20 protein-coding genes are annotated in these 21,760 nt (G+C 68.8%); 9 read left to right on the top strand and 11 right to left on the bottom strand.

Annotated elements, in window-relative coordinates; translation table 11 throughout:
- Positions 1 to 178 precede the first annotated feature (178 nt).
- Together ABSL23_RS11895 and ABSL23_RS11890 are read right to left on the bottom strand one after the other, a co-directional pair.
- Positions 179 to 1,186 carry an aldo/keto reductase gene (locus tag ABSL23_RS11895; RefSeq protein WP_353633870.1) on the bottom strand — a complete coding sequence of 336 codons (1,008 nt, stop codon included), beginning with the start codon at positions 1,184 to 1,186 and terminating at the stop codon, positions 179 to 181.
- 160 nt (positions 1,187 to 1,346) lie between these two features.
- Positions 1,347 to 1,850, bottom strand: coding sequence for a hypothetical protein (locus ABSL23_RS11890; RefSeq protein WP_353633869.1), 504 nt, complete (start codon positions 1,848 to 1,850; stop codon positions 1,347 to 1,349).
- A 157-nt stretch (positions 1,851 to 2,007) separates the two neighbouring features.
- Between ABSL23_RS11890 and ABSL23_RS11885 the strand changes: the two genes are divergently transcribed.
- Positions 2,008 to 2,181, top strand: a complete 174-nt coding sequence (locus ABSL23_RS11885) for a hypothetical protein (RefSeq protein ID WP_157533991.1) — start codon at positions 2,008 to 2,010, stop codon at positions 2,179 to 2,181.
- A 75-nt stretch (positions 2,182 to 2,256) separates the two neighbouring features.
- Here the strand turns inward: ABSL23_RS11885 and ABSL23_RS11880 are convergent, their stop codons facing one another.
- Together ABSL23_RS11880 and ABSL23_RS11875 are read right to left on the bottom strand one after the other, a co-directional pair.
- Positions 2,257 to 3,318 (bottom strand): zinc-dependent alcohol dehydrogenase family protein, encoded by a 1,062-nt coding sequence (locus ABSL23_RS11880; RefSeq protein WP_353633868.1) that lies wholly within the window; start codon positions 3,316 to 3,318, stop codon positions 2,257 to 2,259.
- 54 nt (positions 3,319 to 3,372) lie between these two features.
- Positions 3,373 to 4,110, bottom strand: a complete 738-nt coding sequence (locus ABSL23_RS11875) for an SDR family NAD(P)-dependent oxidoreductase (RefSeq protein WP_059056824.1) — start codon at positions 4,108 to 4,110, stop codon at positions 3,373 to 3,375.
- Between the two features lie 275 nt (positions 4,111 to 4,385).
- Between ABSL23_RS11875 and ABSL23_RS11870 the strand changes: the two genes are divergently transcribed.
- The 3 genes from ABSL23_RS11870 to ABSL23_RS11860 are packed head-to-tail and all read left to right on the top strand — an operon-like array spanning position 4,386 to position 8,274.
- Entirely contained in the window at positions 4,386 to 4,799 is a 414-nt protein-coding gene (locus ABSL23_RS11870; RefSeq protein ID WP_059056822.1) for a DoxX family membrane protein, read from the top strand.
- Positions 4,800 to 4,856: 57 nt separating this feature from the next.
- Positions 4,857 to 5,822 (top strand): NADPH:quinone reductase, encoded by a 966-nt coding sequence (locus ABSL23_RS11865; protein WP_353633867.1) that lies wholly within the window; start codon positions 4,857 to 4,859, stop codon positions 5,820 to 5,822.
- Between the two features lie 46 nt (positions 5,823 to 5,868).
- Positions 5,869 to 8,274, top strand: a complete 2,406-nt coding sequence (locus tag ABSL23_RS11860) for a hypothetical protein (protein WP_353633866.1) — start codon at positions 5,869 to 5,871, stop codon at positions 8,272 to 8,274.
- Between the two features lie 81 nt (positions 8,275 to 8,355).
- On the opposite strand, the gene ABSL23_RS11855 is transcribed toward ABSL23_RS11860, so the two are convergent.
- Both ABSL23_RS11855 and ABSL23_RS11850 read right to left on the bottom strand, forming a co-directional pair.
- Complete coding sequence (locus ABSL23_RS11855) at positions 8,356 to 8,829, bottom strand: redoxin domain-containing protein (protein WP_059056816.1); 474 nt, start codon at positions 8,827 to 8,829, stop codon at positions 8,356 to 8,358.
- Between the two features lie 96 nt (positions 8,830 to 8,925).
- Complete coding sequence (locus ABSL23_RS11850) at positions 8,926 to 11,313, bottom strand: PAS domain-containing protein (RefSeq protein WP_353633865.1); 2,388 nt, start codon at positions 11,311 to 11,313, stop codon at positions 8,926 to 8,928.
- A gap of 114 nt (positions 11,314 to 11,427) precedes the next feature.
- Between ABSL23_RS11850 and ABSL23_RS11845 the strand changes: the two genes are divergently transcribed.
- Both ABSL23_RS11845 and ABSL23_RS11840 read left to right on the top strand, forming a co-directional pair.
- Positions 11,428 to 11,916, top strand: coding sequence for an Lrp/AsnC family transcriptional regulator (locus ABSL23_RS11845; protein ID WP_059056813.1), 489 nt, complete (start codon positions 11,428 to 11,430; stop codon positions 11,914 to 11,916).
- A complete protein-coding gene (locus ABSL23_RS11840) occupies positions 11,913 to 13,058 on the top strand; it encodes an aminotransferase class I/II-fold pyridoxal phosphate-dependent enzyme (RefSeq protein ID WP_059056811.1) in 1,146 nt (381 codons plus the stop codon). The genes ABSL23_RS11845 and ABSL23_RS11840 overlap by 4 nt, the downstream gene beginning before the upstream one ends.
- 19 nt (positions 13,059 to 13,077) lie before the next feature.
- Here ABSL23_RS11840 and ABSL23_RS11835 read toward each other — a convergent pair whose 3' ends face one another.
- Entirely contained in the window at positions 13,078 to 14,094 is a 1,017-nt protein-coding gene (locus ABSL23_RS11835; RefSeq protein ID WP_059056809.1) for an NADP-dependent oxidoreductase, read from the bottom strand.
- A gap of 190 nt (positions 14,095 to 14,284) precedes the next feature.
- On the opposite strand from ABSL23_RS11835, the gene ABSL23_RS11830 reads away from it, so the two are divergent.
- Positions 14,285 to 15,442 carry a pyridoxal phosphate-dependent aminotransferase gene (locus tag ABSL23_RS11830; protein ID WP_059056808.1) on the top strand — a complete coding sequence of 386 codons (1,158 nt, stop codon included), beginning with the start codon at positions 14,285 to 14,287 and terminating at the stop codon, positions 15,440 to 15,442.
- Here the strand turns inward: ABSL23_RS11830 and ABSL23_RS11825 are convergent.
- Complete coding sequence (locus ABSL23_RS11825; RefSeq protein WP_059056806.1) at positions 15,436 to 16,236, bottom strand: hypothetical protein; 801 nt, start codon at positions 16,234 to 16,236, stop codon at positions 15,436 to 15,438. The two genes, ABSL23_RS11830 and ABSL23_RS11825, sit on opposite strands and share 7 nt — an antisense overlap.
- A 158-nt stretch (positions 16,237 to 16,394) precedes the next feature.
- On the opposite strand from ABSL23_RS11825, the gene ABSL23_RS11820 reads away from it, so the two are divergent.
- Complete coding sequence (locus ABSL23_RS11820; RefSeq protein ID WP_082687190.1) at positions 16,395 to 16,865, top strand: peptidylprolyl isomerase; 471 nt, start codon at positions 16,395 to 16,397, stop codon at positions 16,863 to 16,865.
- Positions 16,866 to 16,898: 33 nt separating this feature from the next.
- Here ABSL23_RS11820 and ABSL23_RS11815 read toward each other — a convergent pair whose 3' ends face one another.
- Positions 16,899 to 17,648, bottom strand: coding sequence for a pirin family protein (locus ABSL23_RS11815; RefSeq protein WP_059056804.1), 750 nt, complete (start codon positions 17,646 to 17,648; stop codon positions 16,899 to 16,901).
- A gap of 102 nt (positions 17,649 to 17,750) precedes the next feature.
- Here ABSL23_RS11815 and ABSL23_RS11810 point away from each other — a divergent pair, with 102 nt between their 5' ends.
- Entirely contained in the window at positions 17,751 to 18,431 is a 681-nt protein-coding gene (locus ABSL23_RS11810) for a hypothetical protein (protein ID WP_059056802.1), read from the top strand.
- Positions 18,432 to 18,887: 456 nt separating this feature from the next.
- Here ABSL23_RS11810 and ABSL23_RS11805 read toward each other — a convergent pair whose 3' ends face one another.
- Both ABSL23_RS11805 and rdfA read right to left on the bottom strand, forming a co-directional pair.
- A complete protein-coding gene (locus tag ABSL23_RS11805) occupies positions 18,888 to 20,834 on the bottom strand; it encodes an archaea-specific SMC-related protein (protein ID WP_353633864.1) in 1,947 nt (648 codons plus the stop codon).
- A gap of 51 nt (positions 20,835 to 20,885) precedes the next feature.
- The gene (rdfA, locus tag ABSL23_RS11800; RefSeq protein ID WP_353633863.1) at positions 20,886 to 21,488 is read right to left on the bottom strand and encodes a rod-determining factor RdfA; all 603 of its coding nucleotides are present in this window, start codon (positions 21,486 to 21,488) and stop codon (positions 20,886 to 20,888) included.
- Between the last annotated feature and the right edge of the window lie 272 nt (positions 21,489 to 21,760).

The following is a 21,760-nucleotide window of genomic DNA, read 5'->3' as shown; positions in this document are numbered from 1 at the left end:
TATGAATGGACGTACGTTTAGTATCTCTCCCCATAGTTGTCCTTCACCGAGCTTAATTTCGCAAATCGAGATACATATGCGTGCGTAATAGCCTTTGCTACGCCATGAATAACCAAACATATCTACCGGCTCGGCGGCGGCGCGAAAAACAGTTCGGCGGGCGAGGAGGTCTACGGCGTTACAGGCCGGCGTACGGGCCTTCCTTGGCCTCGGTGAGCCGTTCGACCTGCTCGTCGGAGAGGTCGATGTCGGCGGCCGCGAGGTTCTCCTCCAGCTGGTCGACGGTGCGCGCGCCGACGATGGGCGCGGTGACGCCGTCGCGGTGGGTCAGCCACGTGAGCGCGACCTGCGCGGGCGAGGCGTCCACTTCGTCGGCGACCTCGTCGAGGACGTCGTGGAGGTCGAAGTTCTCCTCGGTGAGGTAGCTCTCCTCCCAGCGCGAGGACTCGCTGGCCTTCGACTCGCCGGTGAGGCCGTCCTCGCGGTCGTACTTCCCGGTGAGGAAGCCCTGTCCGAGCGGGCTCCACGGGCAGACCGCCAGCCCCTCGCTGCGGGCCATTTCCAGGTAGTCGCCCTCGATTTCGCGGTCCACGAGGTTGTACCGCGGCTGGACGACTGTGAACGGCTCCCAGCCCTCGCTGCGCGCGAGTTCGTTCGCCCGCGCGACCTTCCACGCGTTCGGGCGCAGCGTCGACGCGCCGATGTAGTGGACCTTCCCCTCCTCGACGAGGCCGTTCAGCGTCCGCATCAGCTCCCGCGTGGGCGTCTGGTCGTCCCAGCGGTGGATGTAGAGGACGTCGATGTAGTCGGTGCCGAGGCGGTCGAGGATGGCGTCCACGCGGTCGCGGACGTTCTTCCGGTTGTTCCCGCGGCTGTTCGGGTCGCCGTCTCGAATCTGCCAGTAGACCTTCGAGGCGATGGTGTAACGCTCGCGGTCGCGGTCGGCGAGCCAGTCGCCGATCCACTCCTCGCTCTTCCCGCCGCCGTAGACGTCCGCGGTGTCGATGTAGCGGCCGCCCGCGTCGGCGTACGCGTCCAGCAGTTTCTTCGCGCGCTTCTCCCCGATTTCGACGTCGCCTTCCTCAGTTTCTTTGCCGAATCGCCACGTCCCGAACTGCAGCTCGCTGGTCTGGAGGCCCGTGTCGCCGAACTGCACGAACCCGAGTCCGTCGTCGGAGTCACTCATAGTCGCTTGTGGCTACGTCCACCGACCGAAAAAGCGTGCGCCAAGCGGCAAGCGCGCTCGGTTCGTCGTCGGGCTCGACACCGGCCGGCGGCACGCGAATCGCCCCGTCACGCCTGCCAAACGCGACAGGAGATGGTAGAATCGTCGGAAAGGGGTCGTGTTACTCGGTGCTGCGAAGGTGGTCAGCGATACTGTCGTAGTCTCCGGCGACGCCCCGCTCGGTGAACCGGTAGGTCCGTTCTGCCGTCTCGACGTTCAGGACTTCCACGGTTCCGTGTTCTGCACGGGCGAACACGATAGCTCCCAGCCCGGAGAGGACACCGGAGAGAATCCCACCACCGCTCACCGGGTTGAACCCGGGTTCCACTCCGGCCGAGGAGCCGAAGTGGAGCGGTGCACGGCCGGCTATCGGGCTGAATCCGGACCACCCGGTGAAGTAGACGTAGACCCCGAGAGCGGTCATGAGTATCGAGGTGAGCGCCAAGACGTAGGTTATCACGGCGAACCCGGTGAGCGTGTTCCGGGACACGTTCGTGATGTCCTCGCGCGGGATGGTTAGCTGCTCAGAGCCGTCGTAGCTGATCGCATCGTCCGTAACGGACAGTTTGCCGCCGTCTTCGTCGATAATGTGCTCACCGAGTTGTGCAGTGGTTTCGAGTTCCATGGCTCTACCTCGGAGTGACCCCACTCGTGTTTCCGAGTCTCACTCGCGTGAGGAGCTTAACAGTAGTTGAAACTACGGTTTTGTATTCGGAGTGAGTGTTGCAACAGTCGATCAGTAGAGAGAAAGCACTTACCGAGACGACGGCCACTCGACACGCATGGAGCGGCGACGGCTCAATACTCTCGTCGGGCTCGCGATGGTTGGTGTCGGAGCCCTCCAGACGGGAGTCTACGCCCTGCAAAGCGAGTGGACACCCGCGGCTTTGGGCGTTCTCTATGCCGTGGTTGGAGTCGCGTATCTGTGGGTGCACGTGTACACTGCCGGTCAGTGAGCAACCCCACTTCCGATTGAGTCGATCCAGTTCCAGCATCCGTCCTGAATGGAGGAACCGCGCTAGCAACTACTGTTAGAACTCGGTGACGAGTTCGATGCCGCTGGTCTCGTAGTCGGTCATCGCGGCCAGCCGCTCGGAGACGGTTTCGAGAGCCACTCGCTCGGTGACGAGTTCGCTCGGCCGCAGGCTCCCCGAGGAAATCATCCGCAGGAGTTCGTCGTACCGCGACGGCGGCATCCCGCGGGAGCCGAGCACGGAGACGTCCCAGCGCGTGATTTCGTCCACGGGCAGCGACACCTCGCCCTTCTCGGCGTCGGTCGTCAAGCCGACTTGGACGTGCGTGCCGCGCGTGCGGAGGCAGTCCACGCTGTTCCGGCAGGTCTCGGCGCGGCCGAGCGCGTCCATCGAGACGTGCGCGCCGCCGTCGGTCACGTCCGCGATGGTCTCGGGCACGGAGTCGACTTGGTCCGAGCGCAATGTTTCGTCCGCGCCGACGCGCTCGGCCAGTTCGAGCGGTTCCTCGCGCACGTCCACAGCGACGACGCCCGCGCCGAGCGCGTCCGCAATCTGGACGCCGGCGAGGCCGAGGCCGCCGCAGCCGTGGACGGCCACCCAGTCGCCGCCCGCGACGTCCGCGCGGTGCGCGAGCGCGTGGAACGCCGTCGCGTACCGACAGCCCAGCGCGGCCACCGCCTCCATCGGCACGCCGTCGGGGACGACCGTGGCGTTGAAGTCCGCGTGCGGGACGCGGACGCGCTCGGCGAACGCGCCCTGCGCGTCCTGCTCGAAGCCGAGCGCGTAGCCGTCCTCGCAGACGTTCCCGTGGCCGCGCCGGCACTGCGGGCACGCGCCCTCCCCGAGGTTGAACGGGACGGCGACGCGGTCGCCGACGGCGACGCTGTCCACGTCGCCCCCGACTTCGACGACCGTGCCGGCTGGCTCGTGACCGAGAATCTGTCCGCGGTCCACGCGGTCGTCGGCCCACTCGCCGTGGCCCTTCCACGCGTGCCAGTCACTGCGACAGATGCCACACGCTTCCACCGAGACGACGACGCCGTGGGGCGCCAGCTCGGGGTCCGGCACCTCCTCGACGGCCATCGGCTCCCCGTACTCGCGTAGAACTGCTGCGCGCATACGTGACGTACGCGGCGGCTGGAACTTAACAGTCGCCGTCGCGGGCCGGAGTCGTTACGGCGCCTGCTGGTCGGTCGGCCGGACGAGGAGCTCGTTGACGCTGACGTGCTCGGGCTGGGACGCCGCGAACACGATGGAGCGCGCGATGTCCTCGGGCTGGAGGACGTCCATCTGCTCGGTCATCTGCTCGGAGCGCTCCCGAATCTCCTCGTCGGGGATGTGCTCTGCGAGTTCGGTGGCGACGAACCCCGGTTCGACGAGGGTCGTCCGCACGCCGTTCTCGGTCTCCTCCTGCCGGAACGCCTCTGTGAACGCGTTGACGCCGAACTTCGTGGCGTTGTACCCGCTGGAGGTCGCGCCGGCGACGCGGCCGGCGACCGACGAGACGTTGACGACGTGCCCGCCGTCGCGGAGGTGCGGGAGCGCCGCCTTCGTCGCGTTCATCACTCCGAGCAGGTTCACTTCCACCATCGTCCGCCAGTTCTCGGGGTCGGCGTCGGCGACGCTCTCCAGCAGCATGACGCCCGCGTTATTCACGAGGACGTCGAGCCCGCCGAGTTCCTCGACGGTCTCGGAAATCATCGCTTCGACTTCCTCGGATTCGCTGACGTCGGTCGGCACGACGAGCGCTTCGCTGCCCGTCGCTTCGATTCGGGACGCCACGTCTTCGAGGCGCTCCTCGCGACGCGCGGCAACCGCGACGTCCGCGCCTTCCTCGGCGAGCTGGACGGCCGTTTCGGCGCCGATGCCGGAGGACGCTCCCGTGACGAGTGCGACGTTGTCGTCGAGCATACCGTATCAAAAGGCCGACACACCGTTAAACGTCTGGGAACCGGTGGCCGCCGCTTGATTCGCCGACAGACTGCCGGAAGAAACCCCAGCAAACGGTCTCACGCGAACTCGTCCGCGCCCGCCGAGCCCGTACCCTGTCCCGCGTTTTCTCGGAACGTTTCAGTGCGTCGTTTACCGGCTGGTCAACGGACCTATCCGTCGCCCCGCCGTACCACCGCTATGACGAACCGAACACCCACTGTCAGCACGACAGCACTCACTGAGGTGAGCGCCTGATGGCGCTCGCACTCGACGCCGTGTTGCTCGTCGTCGGGCGCGTCCTCTTCGGGGGCGTCCTCGCGTTCACCGGACTCAACCACTTCACGCAGACCGAACAGATGGCCGGCTACGCCGAGTACAAGGGCCTCCCCGCGCCGAAGTTCTCGGTGCTCGCGTCGGGCGCGCTCCTCATCCTCGGCGGCCTCGGCGTCATCGTCGGCGTCTTCCCGGTCGTCGCCGCAATCGCGCTCGCGGCGTTCCTCCTCGTCTCCGCGGTCATCATGCACGACTTCTGGGCGGTGCCTGACGACCAGCGACAGGACGAGGTGAACAGCTTCCTGAAGAACGTCTCGCTGGCGGGCGGGTCGCTCGTCGTCGCCGCGGTCGCCAGCGGCGGTTGGCCGCTCAGCATCGGCGTCAGCTTCTTCTAGGACTGCGGCCCGCCGGAGGCCGTACTGTTATCCCCGCGTCCGCCGTGACCACGAAGTATGCGAGCAGTCCACTTACAGAAACACGGCGAACCCGAAGTCATGCACGTCGAAGACGTTGACCGACCGTCCCCCGGCGTGGGCGAACTCCTCTTGGAAGTCGCCGCCGCGGGCGTCAACCCCGTGGACACGTACTTCCGCGAGGGGTCCTACGAGCCGGTCGGCCTCCCGTTCACGCCCGGCGTGGACTACGCGGGCACCGTCGTCGAGGTCGGCGAGGGCGTCGATACCTTCGCGGTCGGCGACCGCGTCTACGGCACGGGCATCGGGAACGGCGCGCACCAGGGCGCGTACGCCGAGTACGCCACGGTTCCGACGGACCGCACGGTCGCACTGCCGGACGATGCCGATCTCGTGGAAGCCGGCGCGGCAGGCGTCGCGGCGGTCACGGCGTGGCGCGCGCTCGTCGACCACGCGGCCCTTGACCCCGCGGAGTACGCGCTCGTCCACGGCGGCTCCGGGGGCGTCGGCCACGCCGCCGTCCAGATTGCGGACGCAGTGAGCGCGCGCGTGCTCACGACCGCGCGGCCCGAGTACCATGACGGCGTCGCCGCGCTCGGCGCCGACGCCGTCCTCGACTACACGCGCCACGACCTCGAAGACGCGGTCCTGTCGGTGTCCGACGGCGGCGTCGACATCGTCCTCGACCACCGCCTTGACGACTACCTCCAGTTCGACGCGAACGTCGCCGCACAGAACGCCCGCGTCGTCGGCATCGGTGAGAACAGCCCAGACCCGGCCTTCACCGACGACGGCGCCGCGCGCTCGAAGGACGTCACCTACCAGTTCATGAGCATGTTCAACACGCCGGACCTGCGCGTGCCGCTGCGCGGCGTCGCCCACCTGATGGCGACCGACGAGCTCTCAATCGAACTCGCGGCGACGTACGATCTCGAGGAGGCCGCCGCCGCCCACCGCGACGTGCTCACCGAGAGCTACCTCGGGAAGCTCGCGGTCACGCCCTGACCTCGAACGAAACCTATTACGGGGTCGGCGACGACGCTGTCGGTGCATGCACCGACGATTGGTCCTCGCGTGCGTGCTCGTCGCCGTGGTCCTCCTGACCGCCGGCTGTGCCGGCGGCCCGTTCACCGGCGGCGAGCAGACCCCGACGGCGACCACCGGTCAGCCCGGTGGCACCGTCGACAGCACGACGAGCACTCCGAACCAGTCGAACAGCACGGACGACGCGCCCAGCGTGGGCGACGTCGTCGAGAACCACACGGCGGACCGCTTCACCGTCAGCGCGCTCGCGGAAAGCGATGACGGCGGCACGCTCGTAGCGGGGGCGATCGGCCTGCGCGCGTCGAACGCGACGGTGCTCCGCGTCGGCGCGAACGACACGACCGACTGGACCCGCGAGTACGCGTCCGCGAACCGGACGGGCATCGCGGCCATCGCGCCAAGCGGCGACGGCGGCGCGTACGTCGTTCGGACCGATCGACGCCAGCCCGAGAACGCCTCGCAGTGGAACGTCAGCGTTTCGCTCGTCCGGCTCGGCCCCGACGGCGAGCGCCAGTGGGCTGACTCGCTGAACGCCACCGGCTACGTCGCGCGCGGACTCGCGCTCGCGCAGGCCGACGACGGCGTGGCCGTCGCGTACCCCCACCCGGACCGCGAGGTGCGGCTCGCGCGCTACGACGACGCCGGCAACGTGACGCTCGAACGCGCCTACGGCGTCGAGGCGAGGCCGACCGCGCTGCGGACGACCGACGACGGCTTCGTCCTCGCGGGCACCGGCTCGTTCGACTCGCCGTGGGTGGCGCGCGCGAACGAGACCGGCGCGCTTGTGCTGAACGAGACGTACAGCGACGCCGCGGGCGGCCGCGTCGCCGGCGTGAAGCCCACCGACGACGGCGACCTGCTGGTGGCCGGGACGTTCCAGCCCGGGTTCATCGGCACCCAGTTCACGCCGTGGGTCGCGCGCGTCGGCCCGGACGGTGTCCCCGAGTGGAACCGCGTCTACCCGACGGCCGGCGAGACGCGCGTCAGGGACGTCCTCAACACCGACGATGGCGTGGTGCTCGTCGGGTCCGACCGCACGGAGTGGGCCGACAACACCACGACACGGTTCGTCGGCGTCGCGGCCAACGGCACCGAGCAGTTCCAGGCGAACCGGACGAACACGTCCCGCGTCCTCGCCGCAGTCGGCGACGGTGACGGGGCGACCGCCGCGACGATGAACTACCGCGGGCGGAACGCCTCGACGAACGTCTGGTCGGTGGAGCTCCCCGACGCCACCGCCGGGACGACGCTCGACGCGGAGGCCGCGCCGACGTCCAACGAGTCGGTCTACCGCGGACAGGCGCTCGGCTTCGAGTACCCGAACGCGAGCGCCGACGCGCTCGACGTCGTCGCGGTGCCCGGCGAACACGACGACTTCCAGCGGCACGTCGAGCGCCGCGTCGCCCTCGAAGCGGACGGCGAGGCGGTCGTCGAGTCCGCGACGCTCCCGCTCGGCGAGTACGTCCTCGAAACGCCGGCCGGCGACGCGCTCGCCGTCGAGAACGGGACGCTAGTGCCCGCGACGGGCAACGAGACCGCCGCCTTCGAGGTGACGCGCCACGACCTCGACGCCGAGATGAACTCGACGTACGTGGACGCGACGACCAGGGACGCGAACGCCACTGTCTCGCTGTCCTCGCAGCGCTCTAACTTCTCGGTGCACGTCAGCGTGGATCGCTTCCACGGCGACGCGGCCGGCGCCGACGCGCTCCGCGACGCGTTCGCGGACACGCCCGGGTTCGCCGGCGTCGAACGCGTGGACGGCCGCCCGGTCGCGCGCGTGGACCTCGGATCGGCGCACGAGGCGACGATGGACGGCCGCCACGCCCGCTGGAACGAGCAGGTCGCGTTCTCGGCTGACGCGCTCGACGCCGGCCTCTACCGCGTTCGCGTCGCGGGCGCCGACACCCGCGACGGCGGCGCGACCGCGACGACGCGGCTCGTCGTCGGGAAGTCCACCGACGAGCCGCTGAACGTCACGCTCGAAACCGACTCGCTGAACGTGTCGGTGGGCAACGAGTCCGCCACGAACGTCACGGTGTCGGGGCTCGACGACGGCGTCGGCGCGATGTCGATGAGCGCCCGGCGCGGCGGCCAGCCCGCCATCAGTCTCGAAGCCGACGTCAATATCCACGCCAGCCGCGGCGAGGGCCACGGGATGTGGTCCGACCGCGAGGCGACCGCCAGCGCCGCCGGCTTCGAGGGCAACACCAGCGAAGGAACCGTCGCCGTCGGCGACCTCTCGGTGAGCGCCGACGAGCGCATGGTCGACGTCGAGGGTAACGCGACCCAGACGGTCACGTTCGGGCTCGACTGGGTTGTCGACGAGGACGGCACCCCGTACGCGATACCGGACGAGCGGACGATTACGGTCGAAGTGACGAACGAGACCGCGCCGTCGCAGGGCTCGTAGCCCGCGCCGGTCGTACCTTCGGCTACGCTCGTTCTTCTTTGCGGCGCCGTCGCAGCGAAAAACGGGGAGTGTCTGCGCCGGTCAGGCCGACTTCACGGCGTCCAGCACTTCGTCGTAGTCGGGCTCGTTGGTAGGGTCGTCGGCGACCCACGCGTACGTGATTTCGCCGTCGTCGTCGAGCACGAACACCGCGCGGTTGGCGATGCCGTAGAGTCCGAGGTCCTCGATGTCGATTTCGAGGTCGTAGGCGCGGATGGCGTCGCCGGCCATGTCGCTGACGAGGTCGAACTCGATGCCGTGCTCCTCGCGGAACGCGCCCTGCGAGAACGGCGAGTCCGCGCTCACGCCGAGGAGAGTCGCACCGGCGTCCTCGAAGTCGTCGAGGCGGTCCTGGAACGCGACCATCTCGTTCGTGCACGGCGGCGTGAACGCGCCGGGGAAGAACGCCAACACGACCGGCCCGTCGCCGAGGTAGTCGTCGAGGGCGAAGTCCTCGTGGTCGCTGGTCCCGAGCGTCGCCTCGAACCGCGGTGCGGAATCTCCGGTAGATACCATGACAGGTCGTACGTCGTGCGGCCACATTAAGGTAGGTTCGAACACAGCCGAGTTCGCCGAAACGACTCAGATAGGCACCTACGAAAGAATAGGTACCTATTCTTGCGTGGACTGCGGCTCGACGACTTCGACGCCCGTCACCTCGAATCGCGCGCCGCCGGCCTCGCCGTCGGTGACGCGCACCGTCCAGCCGTGCGCCTCGGCGACCTGTTGGACGATGTTCAGGCCGAACCCCGTGCCGTCGTCCACCGTCGAGTAGCCGTACTCGAAGACCTTCTCGCGGTCGCCCTCGGGGACGCCGGGGCCGTCGTCTTCCACGTAGAACCCCGAGCCGTCGTCGAGCAGACCGACGGTGACGGTGACGTCGCCGCCGTCCTCGCGAGCGGCCGAGCGGGGGTTCGCGGCGCTGTGTTCCACAGCATCCTCAGAACGCGAAGCGCTCTGGGGGTCTGTGGAACCGTGTTCCACAGCATTACGAAACAGGTTCTCGAACAGCTGGCGGACGCGGCTCTCGTCGCCCCGAATCGACGCCGCGGCGTCGCCAGCCAGCGTCGCGTTCCCGGTGTCCACGGTCGCCCAGCAGTCCTCGACGAGCGACCGGAGCCCGATTGTCGTGACGTCGCCGACGCCGCTTCCCTCCCGCGTGAGCGCAAGCAGGTCGTCGATGAGCGCCTGCATCCGCTCGTGGGCCGCCGTGACCTCCTCGAAGTGGCGGTCGTCGCCGGTCTCGCGCGCCAACTCCAGCCGGCCCTCGGCGACGTTCAGGGGATTGCGGAGGTCGTGGCTGACGACGCTGGCGAACTCCGAGAGGCGCTCGTTCTGCGCGGAGAGCTCGCGCTCGCGGACGCGCAGCTCCGCGGTCCGCTCGACCTGTTCGAGCGCGGTGACGACGTTCTCGGCGAACACCTCCCCGAGCGCGATGTCGTGTTCGTCGAACGCCGACGGCGACGGCGACCCCACGAGGAGAATCCCGTGGTCGCCCAGCGGCAGGAAAATTTCGCTCCGCACGGGCGAGTCCGGGCGGTAGACGTCGGCGTCGCTGTGCACGTCGTCCAGCGCCAGCGGCTCGCCGTCCTCGAAGACCCGCCACGCGATGCTGCTGCCGGGCCGGAACGTCGGCGGCTCGTCGATGATGTCCCGCGCGGCGTCGGAAATCGCCGCGGGCACGAGCGCGTTCTGCTCGCTGTCGTAGAGGTGAATCGCGTTCGCGTTCAGCCCGAGGATGTCGCGCGTGGCCGCCACGGCCGTCTCCGCGACCGCCTCGCGGCTGTCGGCGGCCAGCAGACTCCGCGTCGTCTCGCTCAGCGCCCGGAGGCGCCGCTCGCGGCGCTTCCGGTCGGTGACCTCGCGGTCGGAGACGACGATGGAGACGACGTCGCCGTCGTCGTCCGTGACCGGCCGGAACACGCCCTCGACGGCGTACGGCTCCCCGTCGCCGTCCACGAGGTCGAGCTGGAACTCGACGTACTCGCCGTCGGCGGCGCGCTCGACCCACTCGGCGACCGACGCCCGCGCGTCCGCCGAGTGCGCGAACCACGGCGTCTCCCAGAACGGCTCGCCGGTCACGCTCTCGACGTCGCTGTTGACGTACTCGAAGGCGGTCTGGTTGATGTCCCGGACCGTGCCGTCGGTGTCCAGCAGCCCCACCAGGATGTTCGGGTCCTCGAAGATAGCGCGGTACTGCCGCTCCCTGTCGCGGAGTTCGCGCTCGCGGGCCTTCCGCTCGGTGACGTCCCGCGAGAACCCGGTGACGCGGACGACGTTGCCGTCGTCGTCCGCGACCGGCTCGCCGCGCGCCCACACCCAGCGGCCGTAGTCCTCGGCCTCGTTGACGCGGTACTCGACGTCGAGGTGTTCGCCCGCGGCCAGCTCGTCCATCGCCGCCTCGACGCGCTCGCGGTCCTCGGGGTGGACCCCGTCGAGGAAGCTCCGCGGGTCGTCTTCGAGGGACTCCACGGACCGCCCCCAGATGTCCTCGTAGGCGTCGTTGACGAACAGAAGCTCCTCCCAGTCCGCGGAGAACGTCCAGAGGACGTCGTGGGTGTGGGCGGCCAGCTCCGCGAGCTGCTGTTCGGTGTCCTCGGCGTCGCGCTCGGTCTCCCGCTGCCCGACGGCGTTGGCGATGCGGTTCGCGAGCAGCTCGTAGTGGTCGGTGCCCGACTGCTTCTGGAGGTAGTCGGTGACGCCCGCGGAGATGGCGTCGCTGGCGACCTCCTCGGAGCCCTTCCCGGTGAAGAGGATAAAGGGGAGGTCGGGGTAGTCTTCGCGGACGGCTTCGAGGAACTCGATGCCGTTCTTCCCCGGCATGTCGAAGTCGGAGACCACGCAGTCGTAGTCGCGTGCCGCGAGCGCGTCCAGCGCCGCGGCCGTCCGCGCGGCCGTTTCGACGACGAACTGGCCGTCGGCCCGTTCGAGGAACTCGCCGGTCATCTCGGCGAACCCCGGTTCGTCGTCGACGTGGAGGACGCGAATCGCACCGTCCATTACTATGCGTTCGTCGGCCAATCAGGATAGCCATTGTGGTGGCGGCCCCCGGCCCCGTGTCAGTATCTGCCGTGGGTGAGAAATCCTTTTGTCCTGATGCCGTGGAGGGTACGCATGAGCAGTCGCGAGAAGCTACTCCCGTTGTTGCGAGAGAACGCCCGCTACTCCAACGAAGACCTCGCCCGACAGACCGGCCTCGACGTCGAGGAGGTCGAAGCGACGATTCGGGAGCTAGAGAGCGACGGCGTGGTGCGGGGCTACCGCGCCATCGTGGACCGCAATCAAATCGACCCCGAGCGCGTGCGGGCGTCCGTGGAGTTGAACGTCACGCTCGACCGCGAGACCGGCTACGACGACATCGCCGAGCGCCTCGCGAAGTTCCCCGAAGTGGAGGGGCTGCGGCTGGTCAGCGGCGACTACGACTTCGCGATGGATGTCGAGGGCGACTCGATGAGCGAGGTGTCGAACTTCATCAGCGAGCAGGTCGCGCCTGTCCCCGAGATTACCCAGACTGTCACCCACTACATCATGGAGACGTACAAGGAGGGCGGCGTGGAGTTCGAGGACGGCGACGACGACGACCGGCTCTCGGTCTCGCCATGAGCTTCGAGGAGTCCGAGCGCCTCGAAACCGTCCCGCCGTCGGGCATCCGGCGGTACTTCGAGCTCGCCGAGGAGCAAGACGACATCATCTCGCTGGGCGTCGGCGAGCCCGACTTCGCGCCGCCGTGGGCGGCCCGCGACGCCGCCATCTCGTCGCTGGAGCGCGGGCAGACGTCGTACACGCCGAACCGCGGGCTGCGCGAGCTCCGCGAGGAAATCACCGCGCACGTCGCGGACAGCTACGACCTCGACTACGACGCCGACGAGGAGGTCCTGGTCACGGCGGGCGCCAGCGAGGCCGTGGACCTCGCGTTCCGCGCGTTCCACGACCCCGGCGACGCAGTCGCGGTCGCGCAGCCGTCGTACCTCTCCTACGTGCCGGCGGCACGGCTCGCGGGCGCCGACGTCGTCGAGGTGCCGACGCGCCGCGAGGACGAGTTCAAGCTCACGCGCGAGGTGCTGGAGGCCTCCGGCGCCGCCGACGCGGACACGCTGGTGCTGTGCTACCCGAACAATCCGACCGGCGCGACGATGACTCGCAAGGAACTGGAGCCAATCGCCGAGTTCGTGCGCGAACACGACCTCCGGGTGTTCTCGGACGAAATCTACGCCGCGCTGTCCTACGAGCACGACCACACCTCCATCGCGACGCTGCCGGGGATGCGGGAGCGAACGGTCGTGTTCAACGGCTTCTCGAAGGCGTACGCGATGACTGGGCTGCGGCTGGGGTACGCGCTCGCGCCGCCGGAAGCCATCGAGTCGATGAACCGCATCCACCAGTACACGATGCTGTCAGCGCCGACGACCGCCCAGCACGCCGCCATCGAGGCGCTTCGCAACTGCGGGGACGACGTCGCGGAGATGCGCGCGCAGTACGACCGCCGCCGGAACTTCGTGCTCTCGCGCTTCGAGGAGATGGGCATCGACTGCTTCCCCGCGTCGGGCGCGTTCTACGTCTTCCCGGAGTGCCCGTGGGACGACAGCGAGGCGTTCGCCGAAGCGCTCATCGAGGAACAGGGCGTCGCGGTCGTTCCGGGCGGCGTCTTCGGCGCCGGCGGCGAGGGCCACCTGCGGGTCACGTACGCGACGGGGCTGGGCGACCTCAAGGAGGCGCTCGCCCGCATCGAGGAATTCATCGACTGACGCCCGCTGGCGTCGTGCGCTACTCGGCGTCGGCGACGGCGACGACCTGCTTGCCGATGTTGTTGCCGGAGAACAGCCCGAGGAACGCGTCCGGCGCGTCTTCGAGGCCGTCCACGACGGTCTCGCGGTGGACGAGCTCGCCGGTCGCGACCCACTCGCCGAGCTGCTCGCTGGCCTCGCCGAACCGCGTGGCGTAGTCGCCGACGAGCAGCCCCTGCACCTTCGCCCGGGGCGCGATGAGCTGCGGGAGCTTCCGCGGGCCGGTCGGCACGCCCTCGTCGTTGTAGTGGGCGATTTGGCCGCAGACGGCGACGCGCGCGTCGAGGTTCAGCTTCGTGAACACGGCGTCCGTGATGGGGCCGCCGACGTTGTCGAAGTAGACGTCCACGCCGCTGGGCGCGGCGTCGTCGAGCGCGCTCCGATAGTCGTCGACGTCCTTGTAGTTGATTGCGGCGTCGAAGCCGAGGTCGTCGGTGAGCCACGCGACCTTCTCGTCGGTGCCCGCGAAGCCGACGACGCGGCAGCCGTTGAGCTTCGCAATCTGGCCGACGACGGAGCCGACCGCACCCGCCGCGCCGGAGACGACGACCGTGTCGCCGGGCTTGGGCTCGCCGACGTCCAGCAGGCCGAAGTACGCGGTCCGGCCGGGCATCCCGAGAACACCGAGGTACGCCTCGGGGTCGGCAATCGAGGGGTCCACGGGCGCGACCTCGCCGGCGTCCAGCACGGTGTAGTCCGCCCACGTGCCGTTGCCGGTCACGAGGTCGCCGGCGTCGAAGGCGTCGCTCTCGCTCTCGACGACCTCGCCGACCACCGCGCCCTCCATCGGCTCGCCGACCGTCCACGGCTCGGCGTACGACTCGGCGTCGCGCATCCGGCCCCGCATGTAGGGGTCCACGGAGAGGTAGCGCACGCGAACGAGCAGTTCGCCGTGTTTCGGGCTCGGCACGTCGCCCTCGCGGAGTTCGAAGCTGTCCATGTCCGGCTCGCCGTCGGGGCGCTCGGCGAACACCCACTCGCGGTTGGAGTTGCGCATATCTCGTAGTCTCGCCGGGAACGGACGACGGTTACGCTTCCAGCAGGGCCTTCCGCTGCAGCGATTTGTTCGAGAGTGTCGCCGCACACAGAGATGACGCAGTTCATCCTGTCTGCCGTCATAGGGATAGCGGCAGTCACAGGTCGCCGCAACCACTAGCCGTAAGCAGTCGGGTGGTGTCGGTGGGGCTATGCCCGAGGTTACCGACCGGGTGCGCGGCGTTGAGCGCTCACGTATCCGCATGATGTTCGACAGAGCCGAGCGACACGACGGCGACCTCGTCCGACTAGAGGTTGGCGAACCGGACTTCGACACGCCCGAGCACGTCGTCGAGGCCGCCGTGGACGCGGCCCGCGGCGGGGACACGCACTACACGCCCAACGCGGGCACGCTGGAACTCCGGGAGGCCGTCGCCGGGAAGTTCGAGCGCGAGCGCGGCGCGAGCTTCGACCCCGACTCCGAGATTATGGCGACAGTCGGCGGGATGGAGGCGCTGCACCTCGCGCTGCTGGCGACCGCCGAGGCCGGCGAGGAGGTCCTCATCCCGTCGCCCGTCTACCCGAACTACGAGGCGCAGGCGAAGCTCGCGGACGCCACGCCCGTGAACGTCCCGCTGGACGCCGACGCCGGCTACGCGCTCGACGTCGAGGCCGTCCGCGAGGCGCTCTCCGCGGAGACGTCGGCGGTCGTGTTGAACTCGCCCGCGAACCCGACCGGGCAGGTGTTCGACCGGGACGCCGCCCTCGACGTCGTCGAAGCCGCCGCCGAGCACGACGCGTGGGTCGTCTCCGACGAGGTTTACATGGGACTGACCTACGACGGGCCGACGCGCAGCCTCGCCGCGGACGCGGAGACGGACAACGTCCTCGTCGTGGACTCCGTCTCCAAGCAGTACGCGATGACGGGGTGGCGGGTCGGCTGGCTCGCCGGCCCGGAACACTTGATTTCGGAGACGACGAAGATTCACGAGGCGACGACTGCCTGCCCGTCCAGCGTCGCGCAGGCCGCCGCCACGCGAGCGCTCACGGGCGACCAAGAACCAATCGAGGCGATGTACGACGCGTTCCTCGAACGCCGCAACTACGTCGCCGACCGCATCGCGGACATCGAGGGCGTCACGGCGCCGACGCCCGACGGCGCGTTCTACGCGTTCATCGACGTCTCCGAGCTCGGTGACGACTTCGAAATCGCGAAAGAGCTCTGCGACGACTACGGCGTCGTGCTCACGCCCGGCAGCGGGTTCGGGCCGGGCGGCGCAGGGAACCTCCGGCTGTCGTTCGCGAACAGCCTCGACAACCTCGAAGCGGGGCTGGACCGCTTCGAGGCGTTCGTCGCGGACACCTACTGAGGCTCCGAGCGAATGGCGTCGGGCGCGCGCTCCGCGAGGAACGACCGCAGCGACGCCGCGTCCGCGCTCCCCGCCAGCCGGTCGAGGCCGGCTTCCGCTTCCCGCAGGCGCTTCGCGCCGTACCGGCGGAGGTCTCGCTCCTCGACGTCCAGCGGCAGCAGCGAGTCCGGACCAGCCGAGTCGAGGACCCGCTGGACGTGGCGCGCGGCGCTGAATCCGCGGCCGAGGTCCGCGAACGGCTCGCGGCCCGGGTCGTCGATGCCCGCGATGGTCGCGCCGACGACGGCGGCGCCCTCGCCGAGCGCGCCGACGGTGTCGTCGAGCAGGGACTCGCTCTCGGCGGCCGAGCGCGCGTACGCGGCGTCGAACCCCTCGACAATCGTCTGGAGCGCGGCGGTGAGCGCGTCGAAGCCGTCCCGCGGCGGGCCGTCCTCGACCCGGCTGAACGCCGCGTACGCCGCGGAGTTGAGGTAGTCGCCCGCGAGCAGCACCGCGGTGGTGTCGCGGTCCGTCGCGGCCGCGTGGTCGTCGCGGTCGGTCAGGAGGTCGTACCGGAGCCGGCAGTACCCGCGGAGCAGTTCGACGGCGGTCGCCGCGGGGAGCGCGGCGTCGGCGTCGGGCGCATCGGCGGCCGCGTCGTAGGAGAGCGCGACGAGCTGGCCGAACCAGCGGTCGGGGCACTCCAGCACGGTCGAGCGCGCCAGCGACAGGCCGCCGGCGTCGGCCGACGCCAGCGTCGCGTCGAGGCGGCGGTTGAGTTCGGTCCGGCGTTCGGAGGGCGAGAGTTCGGTCATCGTGTTAGCGGGCGTCTGTCTCGTGTGTGAGCGTACCGAGCAGTCCGGCAAAAGCGTTCGGGAAGGAGCCGACGCTCGCGTGCCGCTCTCCAAGTGCCCGGTGCGGGGAGTCGTGCGCCGATGCAAGGTGTTTTCCGGGCGTCGGCACTCGTTCGTGTATGACAATCGCTACCGGCGATTCTGTGACACTGGAGTACACCGGCCGAACCGACGACGGGACCGTCTTCGACACGTCCCGGGAAGCGGTCGCCGAGGACGCGGGCCTCACCGAGGCCGAGGGCGAGCGCGAGTACGGCCCGCTGACGGTGGACATCGGCGCACAGCAGGTCATCGAGGGAATGGAGGAGGGGCTGCTCGGCCTCGAAGCGGGCGAGTCGACGACCATCGAAGTGCCGCCCGAGAAGGGCTACGGCGAGTGGAGCGAGGAGGAAGTGCAGTCGTTTGAGACCGCCGAACTCCGCGAGATGCTCGGCGGGCAGACGCCCGAGGAGGGCGAGTACCTGGAAGCCCAGAACGGCCAGCTCGGCGAGGTCGTCCACGCCGGCGACGAGGAGATTCGCGTGGACTTCAACCACGAGCTCGCCGGCGAGACGCTGGCGTTCGACGTCGAAATCGTCGACGTCAACTGAACGCCGGACGCGCCGGTGTCGCGGTGGCTTTGCTCAGCGACCGACGGTTCCCTGCCGCGTGACGGGGGCGTCGGGGTCCACGAGGAACGCGACGAGCACCGCGTCTGTTTCTGCCGTGACCGTCACCGCGTCGCCGCCGACGAGCAGGCCGCTCTCCGTCGCGTCGAAGCGCGTGCCGTCCGCGGTGACTTCGCCGTCGAAGACGTAGAAGTAGACGTCCCGGCCCGCCTTCGATGGGATGGCGACGCGACTCCCCGCGTCGAGGCGGACATCGTAGAAGTCCACCTCGTTGCGAACCGTGAGGGGCGCGTCCGACGCCTCCGGGCCGAAGAGGTGGCGCCACTCGCCGGCGACGGGGTCGGGAATCGGCTCGTGCTGGATGGTCGCCGGGAGGTCGAGGCTGTGGGGCCGCACGAATATCTGGAGCATGCGCAGCGGCGGGTCGTCGGCGAGCGTGCGCTCCTCGTGCCAGAAGCCGTCACCGGCGCCCATCACCATCAGGTGGTCGGGGTCGGTGACGAGCTTGTTGCCCTCGCCGTCGTCGTGGCGCATCACGCCCGCGGGCACCCACGAGATTATCTCCTCGTTGCGGTGCTGGTGCATCGAAATCAGCGTATCCGGGTCCATGAACGACTCCACGACGGTCGCCAGCGGCCCGTAGCCGTGGTCGTCGTGGTCCGGGAGGTTCCGCCCGGGGAAGTTGAGGTGGATGCGGAACTTCCCCTGGTTCTGGGAGACGTTCGTGCGGGGCGCCTTGTGGAGGCCGGTGGAGTCCGAGTGCAAGATACGTCCCGTAGGTGCTCCAGCCACATATACGCGCGGCGCCGCCGCGCCGGGCGCGAGCCGAAGGAATCATAGCCCGGTGCCGGTATCTTCCCCACGCCGATGAACAGCGCCGCGATTGCACTCCTGACCGCGTTGCTCGCCGCCATCGCGCTCGTGCTCGCGCTCGCCGTCCACCGCGGGAACGTCGCGGCGGCAGTCAACGCCGTCGTCTCGCTGGCCGTCGCCGGCGTCGCCGTCGCCGCTGCAGCCGGGTTCGAGTTCGCCGGGAGCGGGTTCGTCGCGCCGGAGCTGGCGTTCTGGACGGCGGTCGCGGGCCTGCTACACTCTATCGGGATGCTCGGCCCCTACGACTCGGTGTGGTGGTGGGACCACCTGACGCACGCGCTCTCGGCGTCGCTGTTGACCGCGCTCGCGTACGCTGGTCTGCTCGTCGTCGCGGGCGAATCCACGTCGCAGACAGTTGTCGCCGTCGCCGCCGTGGGTTACACGGTCCTCGCGGGCGTCTGCTGGGAACTCGGCGAACTCGTCGCGCGCGCCGTCGGCGAGCGCTACGACGTCGAACCCGTGCTGGTGTACTACGGCTGGAAGGACACCGCCTACGACCTCGTCTTCGACGTCGTCGGCGCACTCCTCGTCGTCGCGCTCGACGTCCGCGTGTTCGTCGACCTCGCGGCCACCGCCCCGGGCGCGACGCGGCAACTCCTCCTCTGGTCGACCGTCGCCGTCGTCGCGGCGTCCGCGGTGATGGCGCTGGGGTTGTTCGCGCGACCCGACGACTGACCTGCGTGAGCGCGACCACTCGGATTCGAAAACAGTACACTACTTCGATGATTCCGTCCTCGACAGGCCGTTTTCGATTCTGACGCCGGTGCGTTCGCGGACTCGCTGCGAGTTCGTCGTCCCGTGATTGAATGTTCATTAAACCGCGCCTCGGACGCTCACGCTCGACTTCCGCGGATGTGGACATCCGGTGTTCCGCTCCAGCTCTGGAATGGCTTTCGAAAGAGCGGTGAAACGATACGAGAAGCGATTAGACGCGTGATAGCCGAATTTCGTTTCCTCTCGACTCTCTGCCATTCCGGCGTTCACTCGTCGGCGACGAAGACGTACGCAGCAGCTCCTAGAATTGATTCGAAACTAATCACAAACGGAAACGTACCAACTTCGTGAACTTCGGTTCGTGGGGCGGCCGAACGAACGCCGACCGGGGGACGTGGCGGCACGGCGGCGCGGCGGTCAGTCGATCTGCTCGACGTACGTGTACTCCTCGGAGAGCGCCTGCGCGTCCTCCGGGAGGAGGGCGACGACGAGGTAGTCAGCGTAGTCGCTGAAGTAGTCGACGACGCGCGCGATGCGGTCGGAGTCGATGGCCTCTAGCGAGTCCAGCACCATGAACGGGACGTCCTCGTAGACCTCGTGGACGAGGTAGCCCGCCAGCGCGAACACGAGGCCGGTCACCTCGCGCTCGCTCTCCGAGAGGTGGTCGATGGTGTCGCGGTAGGAGGTGCCGTCGTCGGTCGCGCGGATGACGTGGAGGTCGAAGGTCGTCTTCTCGACCTTGCGGCGGCCCTCGCGGACCTCGCGCTCGCGGCGCTCCACCCAGATGCGCTCGATGTTGTCGTACTCCAGCACCGCGAGCACGGACTCCATGTGGTCGTTGAACTCCTCGACGGCCTCCGCCTCGATGCGGTCGACTTTCGTGCGGAGGTCGGTGAGCTCGTCGTCGATTTCCTCGCGGCGCTCCGAGAGGTCGTCGCGCTCCCGGAGCGTCTCCTCGTGGTCCTCGATTTCGGCCTCGACGTCCGCGAGGTCGCTCTCGAGGCGCTCGATGCGCAGTTCGATCTCGTTGGACTCCCGGTGGAGCTCCAGCACCTCGTCGTAGTCGCCGCCCGTGCCGGCGTCCTCGGTCTCGGCCTCCAGCCGCTTTACTTCCTCCTGCTGGTCCGCCAGCGACTCCTCCAGCGACTCGATGCGTCCCTCCGTGGCTTCGATTTCGCTCTCGACCTCCGAGAGGCGTCGCTGGGTGCGCTCGCGCTCGCGCTGCTGGCGCTGAATCTCCGAGCGCGTCGCCGACAGCTCCTCTATCTGGTCGTCGAGGTCGCTGCGCTCGTCGAGCTTCTCCGCACGCAACTCGCGGAGGTGGTCGACGGTGCCCTCGATGCGGTCGCGTTCGACCTCCGACCCGCACGTCCAGCAGACCACGTCCTCGGTCTCGTCCAGCAGCTGCTCGGTCGGGTCGGCGTTCGAGTCGCCCCCGAACTCGTCGAGGTCCAGCCCCTCGCCGTCGAGCATCTCCTCGTTGAAGCTGATGACGCTACCGAGCTGGCTGATGGTGTCGTCGAGCGCGCGCTTGCGCTCGCGGAGCTCGTCGATGCGGCCGGCGAGCCGGTCGGGGTTCTCGTCGCGCTCGTCGGCGTCCTCCAGTTCTGATTCGAGTCGGTCGCGCTCCTCGCGGAGGTCCTCGAGGGTCTGGCGTTCGGTTTCGAGTTCGAACTCGACGTCTTCGAGGTCGGCGCGGGCGTCCCGCAGCGCCTCGAAGGCCTCCTCGATGGCTTCCTTCTGCGAGCGGCTCTGTTCGAGGCTGACGTCGCGGTCCTCGATTTCGTCCTCGACGTCGGCGAGCTCCTCGCGGGCGTCCTCGATGTCGGCTTCGAGGTCGCGCTTCTCGGCTTCCAGCTCCGGGAGCTCGTCCTCGATTCGCTCCAGCTCCCGAATCTGCTCGTCGAGATCGCGCTTCTCGTTCTCGAGGTCGCGAATCTGCGCCTCTATCTCGTCGGTGTCCACCGGGTCCATGATGATCTCCCGGAGGTCGTCGCCGCGCGCCACGGCGCGCCGGACTTCCGTGTTCTCGAGGAGGAACGCGAACTGGTCGGCGACCGTCGGGTCGTCGAGGTAGGGGTCGCCGCCGTAGACGACGGTGTCGCCGTTGCGCGTGAGCGTCCGCGTGTACGTCTCGCCGTCGACGCGGAGTTCGACTTCGCCCTCGTCGGTGTCGCCTTTCAGGGTGGCGCGCTCGCTGCCGAGCCCGGCCATAATCGACTGCAGGAACGACGTTCGGTTGGTCGCGTTCCGCCCGGTCAGCACGGTCACGCCCGGGGGGAGCGACACTTCCGCCTCGTCGATGCCGCCGACGTTCCGGGCGCGGACGTGCACGTCGCGCTCGAGAGACTGCTCTGATGCCATTGGGTGTGTATCAGACGCGAGCGCGGCTTAAGTGTTGTCTCCCTGCTCGGGTCACGCGTCGCAGTCGCAGCCGCCCTGCCGGACGAGTTCGCCGGCGGCGTAGTCGGTGCCGCAGTCCCCGCAGATGACCCGGACGTCGACGATGACGTCGTAGTCGCGCTCGCTGAGTTCGCCGCTGGACACCTGCGCCGCGACGGTCGACTCGGTGACTGCGGCGGTCCGGCCGCGGAGGCGTTCGAGCATCTCCGCCTTCTGGTCGGGGTCGCTGGACTGGTCGGGGAGTTCAGCCTCCCGGTACTCCGTGAGGTACGTGTGAATCGCCTGGTGGGTGACGAAGTCCGACTGGACGGCGTCGACGTCGACGCCCATCGATTCGAGTTCTCGCTGCTTGCGCATCCGGTCGGCGCTGGAGACGTCGTCGCCGGTCAGCGTCTGGTAGGCGCTCTGGACGTCGGTCTCGGGGACGGCGACGTCCGAGCGCCGGATGGCCGCGTCCAGCACCGCGCGGTTGAACTCGTCGGCGAGGTCGCGGAGGCTCGTTCGCTCGCCGTGTTCGCCCGTCCACGCGACTTCCAGTTGTTCGCCCATCCCGCCGAGGTCGTACTGCTCGATGACGCGTGCGACCTTGCTGTTGGGCCGCGACGACTCACTCATGCGTTAACCGACTCGCTCCATCGTTACAACTGTATCGGTGTAATACTCTCCGAGCGGTTCGCGCTCCCACAGTCGGACGGCGAACACCGACGAGCCGGCCTGACCCACCGCGCCCTCGCCACTTCTATCTACTACAATGAATACAAAGTAATCTGGTAGTTATTGGTTCGTCTCTCACTCAACTCCGGTCGCGGTCTGTGGGAGAGCCTCCACGACGGGCGCGCTGGTCACGCGATCAACGGAACACACCATACCCGAACGAATCGACGCAA

Source organism: Halobacterium sp. NMX12-1, from assembly GCF_040435975.1.
Lineage (GTDB): Archaea > Halobacteriota > Halobacteria > Halobacteriales > Halobacteriaceae > Halobacterium > Halobacterium hubeiense.
The sequence above is the reverse complement of the archived record's forward strand: the minus strand, read 5'-3'. Positions and strand labels throughout refer to the sequence as shown.

Coding starts and splice junctions, on each gene's coding strand:
- ABSL23_RS11895 (WP_353633870.1), bottom strand. CDS start 1,186: ATGAGTGACTCCGACGACGGACTCGGGTTCGTGCAGTTCGGCGACACG.
- ABSL23_RS11890 (WP_353633869.1), bottom strand. CDS start 1,850: ATGGAACTCGAAACCACTGCACAACTCGGTGAGCACATTATCGACGAA.
- ABSL23_RS11885 (WP_157533991.1), top strand. CDS start 2,008: ATGGAGCGGCGACGGCTCAATACTCTCGTCGGGCTCGCGATGGTTGGT.
- ABSL23_RS11880 (WP_353633868.1), bottom strand. CDS start 3,318: ATGCGCGCAGCAGTTCTACGCGAGTACGGGGAGCCGATGGCCGTCGAG.
- ABSL23_RS11875 (WP_059056824.1), bottom strand. CDS start 4,110: ATGCTCGACGACAACGTCGCACTCGTCACGGGAGCGTCCTCCGGCATC.
- ABSL23_RS11870 (WP_059056822.1), top strand. CDS start 4,386: ATGGCGCTCGCACTCGACGCCGTGTTGCTCGTCGTCGGGCGCGTCCTC.
- ABSL23_RS11865 (WP_353633867.1), top strand. CDS start 4,857: ATGCGAGCAGTCCACTTACAGAAACACGGCGAACCCGAAGTCATGCAC.
- ABSL23_RS11860 (WP_353633866.1), top strand. CDS start 5,869: ATGCACCGACGATTGGTCCTCGCGTGCGTGCTCGTCGCCGTGGTCCTC.
- ABSL23_RS11855 (WP_059056816.1), bottom strand. CDS start 8,829: ATGGTATCTACCGGAGATTCCGCACCGCGGTTCGAGGCGACGCTCGGG.
- ABSL23_RS11850 (WP_353633865.1), bottom strand. CDS start 11,313: ATGGACGGTGCGATTCGCGTCCTCCACGTCGACGACGAACCGGGGTTC.
- ABSL23_RS11845 (WP_059056813.1), top strand. CDS start 11,428: ATGAGCAGTCGCGAGAAGCTACTCCCGTTGTTGCGAGAGAACGCCCGC.
- ABSL23_RS11840 (WP_059056811.1), top strand. CDS start 11,913: ATGAGCTTCGAGGAGTCCGAGCGCCTCGAAACCGTCCCGCCGTCGGGC.
- ABSL23_RS11835 (WP_059056809.1), bottom strand. CDS start 14,094: ATGCGCAACTCCAACCGCGAGTGGGTGTTCGCCGAGCGCCCCGACGGC.
- ABSL23_RS11830 (WP_059056808.1), top strand. CDS start 14,285: ATGCCCGAGGTTACCGACCGGGTGCGCGGCGTTGAGCGCTCACGTATC.
- ABSL23_RS11825 (WP_059056806.1), bottom strand. CDS start 16,236: ATGACCGAACTCTCGCCCTCCGAACGCCGGACCGAACTCAACCGCCGC.
- ABSL23_RS11820 (WP_082687190.1), top strand. CDS start 16,395: ATGACAATCGCTACCGGCGATTCTGTGACACTGGAGTACACCGGCCGA.
- ABSL23_RS11810 (WP_059056802.1), top strand. CDS start 17,751: ATGAACAGCGCCGCGATTGCACTCCTGACCGCGTTGCTCGCCGCCATC.
- ABSL23_RS11805 (WP_353633864.1), bottom strand. CDS start 20,834: ATGGCATCAGAGCAGTCTCTCGAGCGCGACGTGCACGTCCGCGCCCGG.
- rdfA (WP_353633863.1), bottom strand. CDS start 21,488: ATGAGTGAGTCGTCGCGGCCCAACAGCAAGGTCGCACGCGTCATCGAG.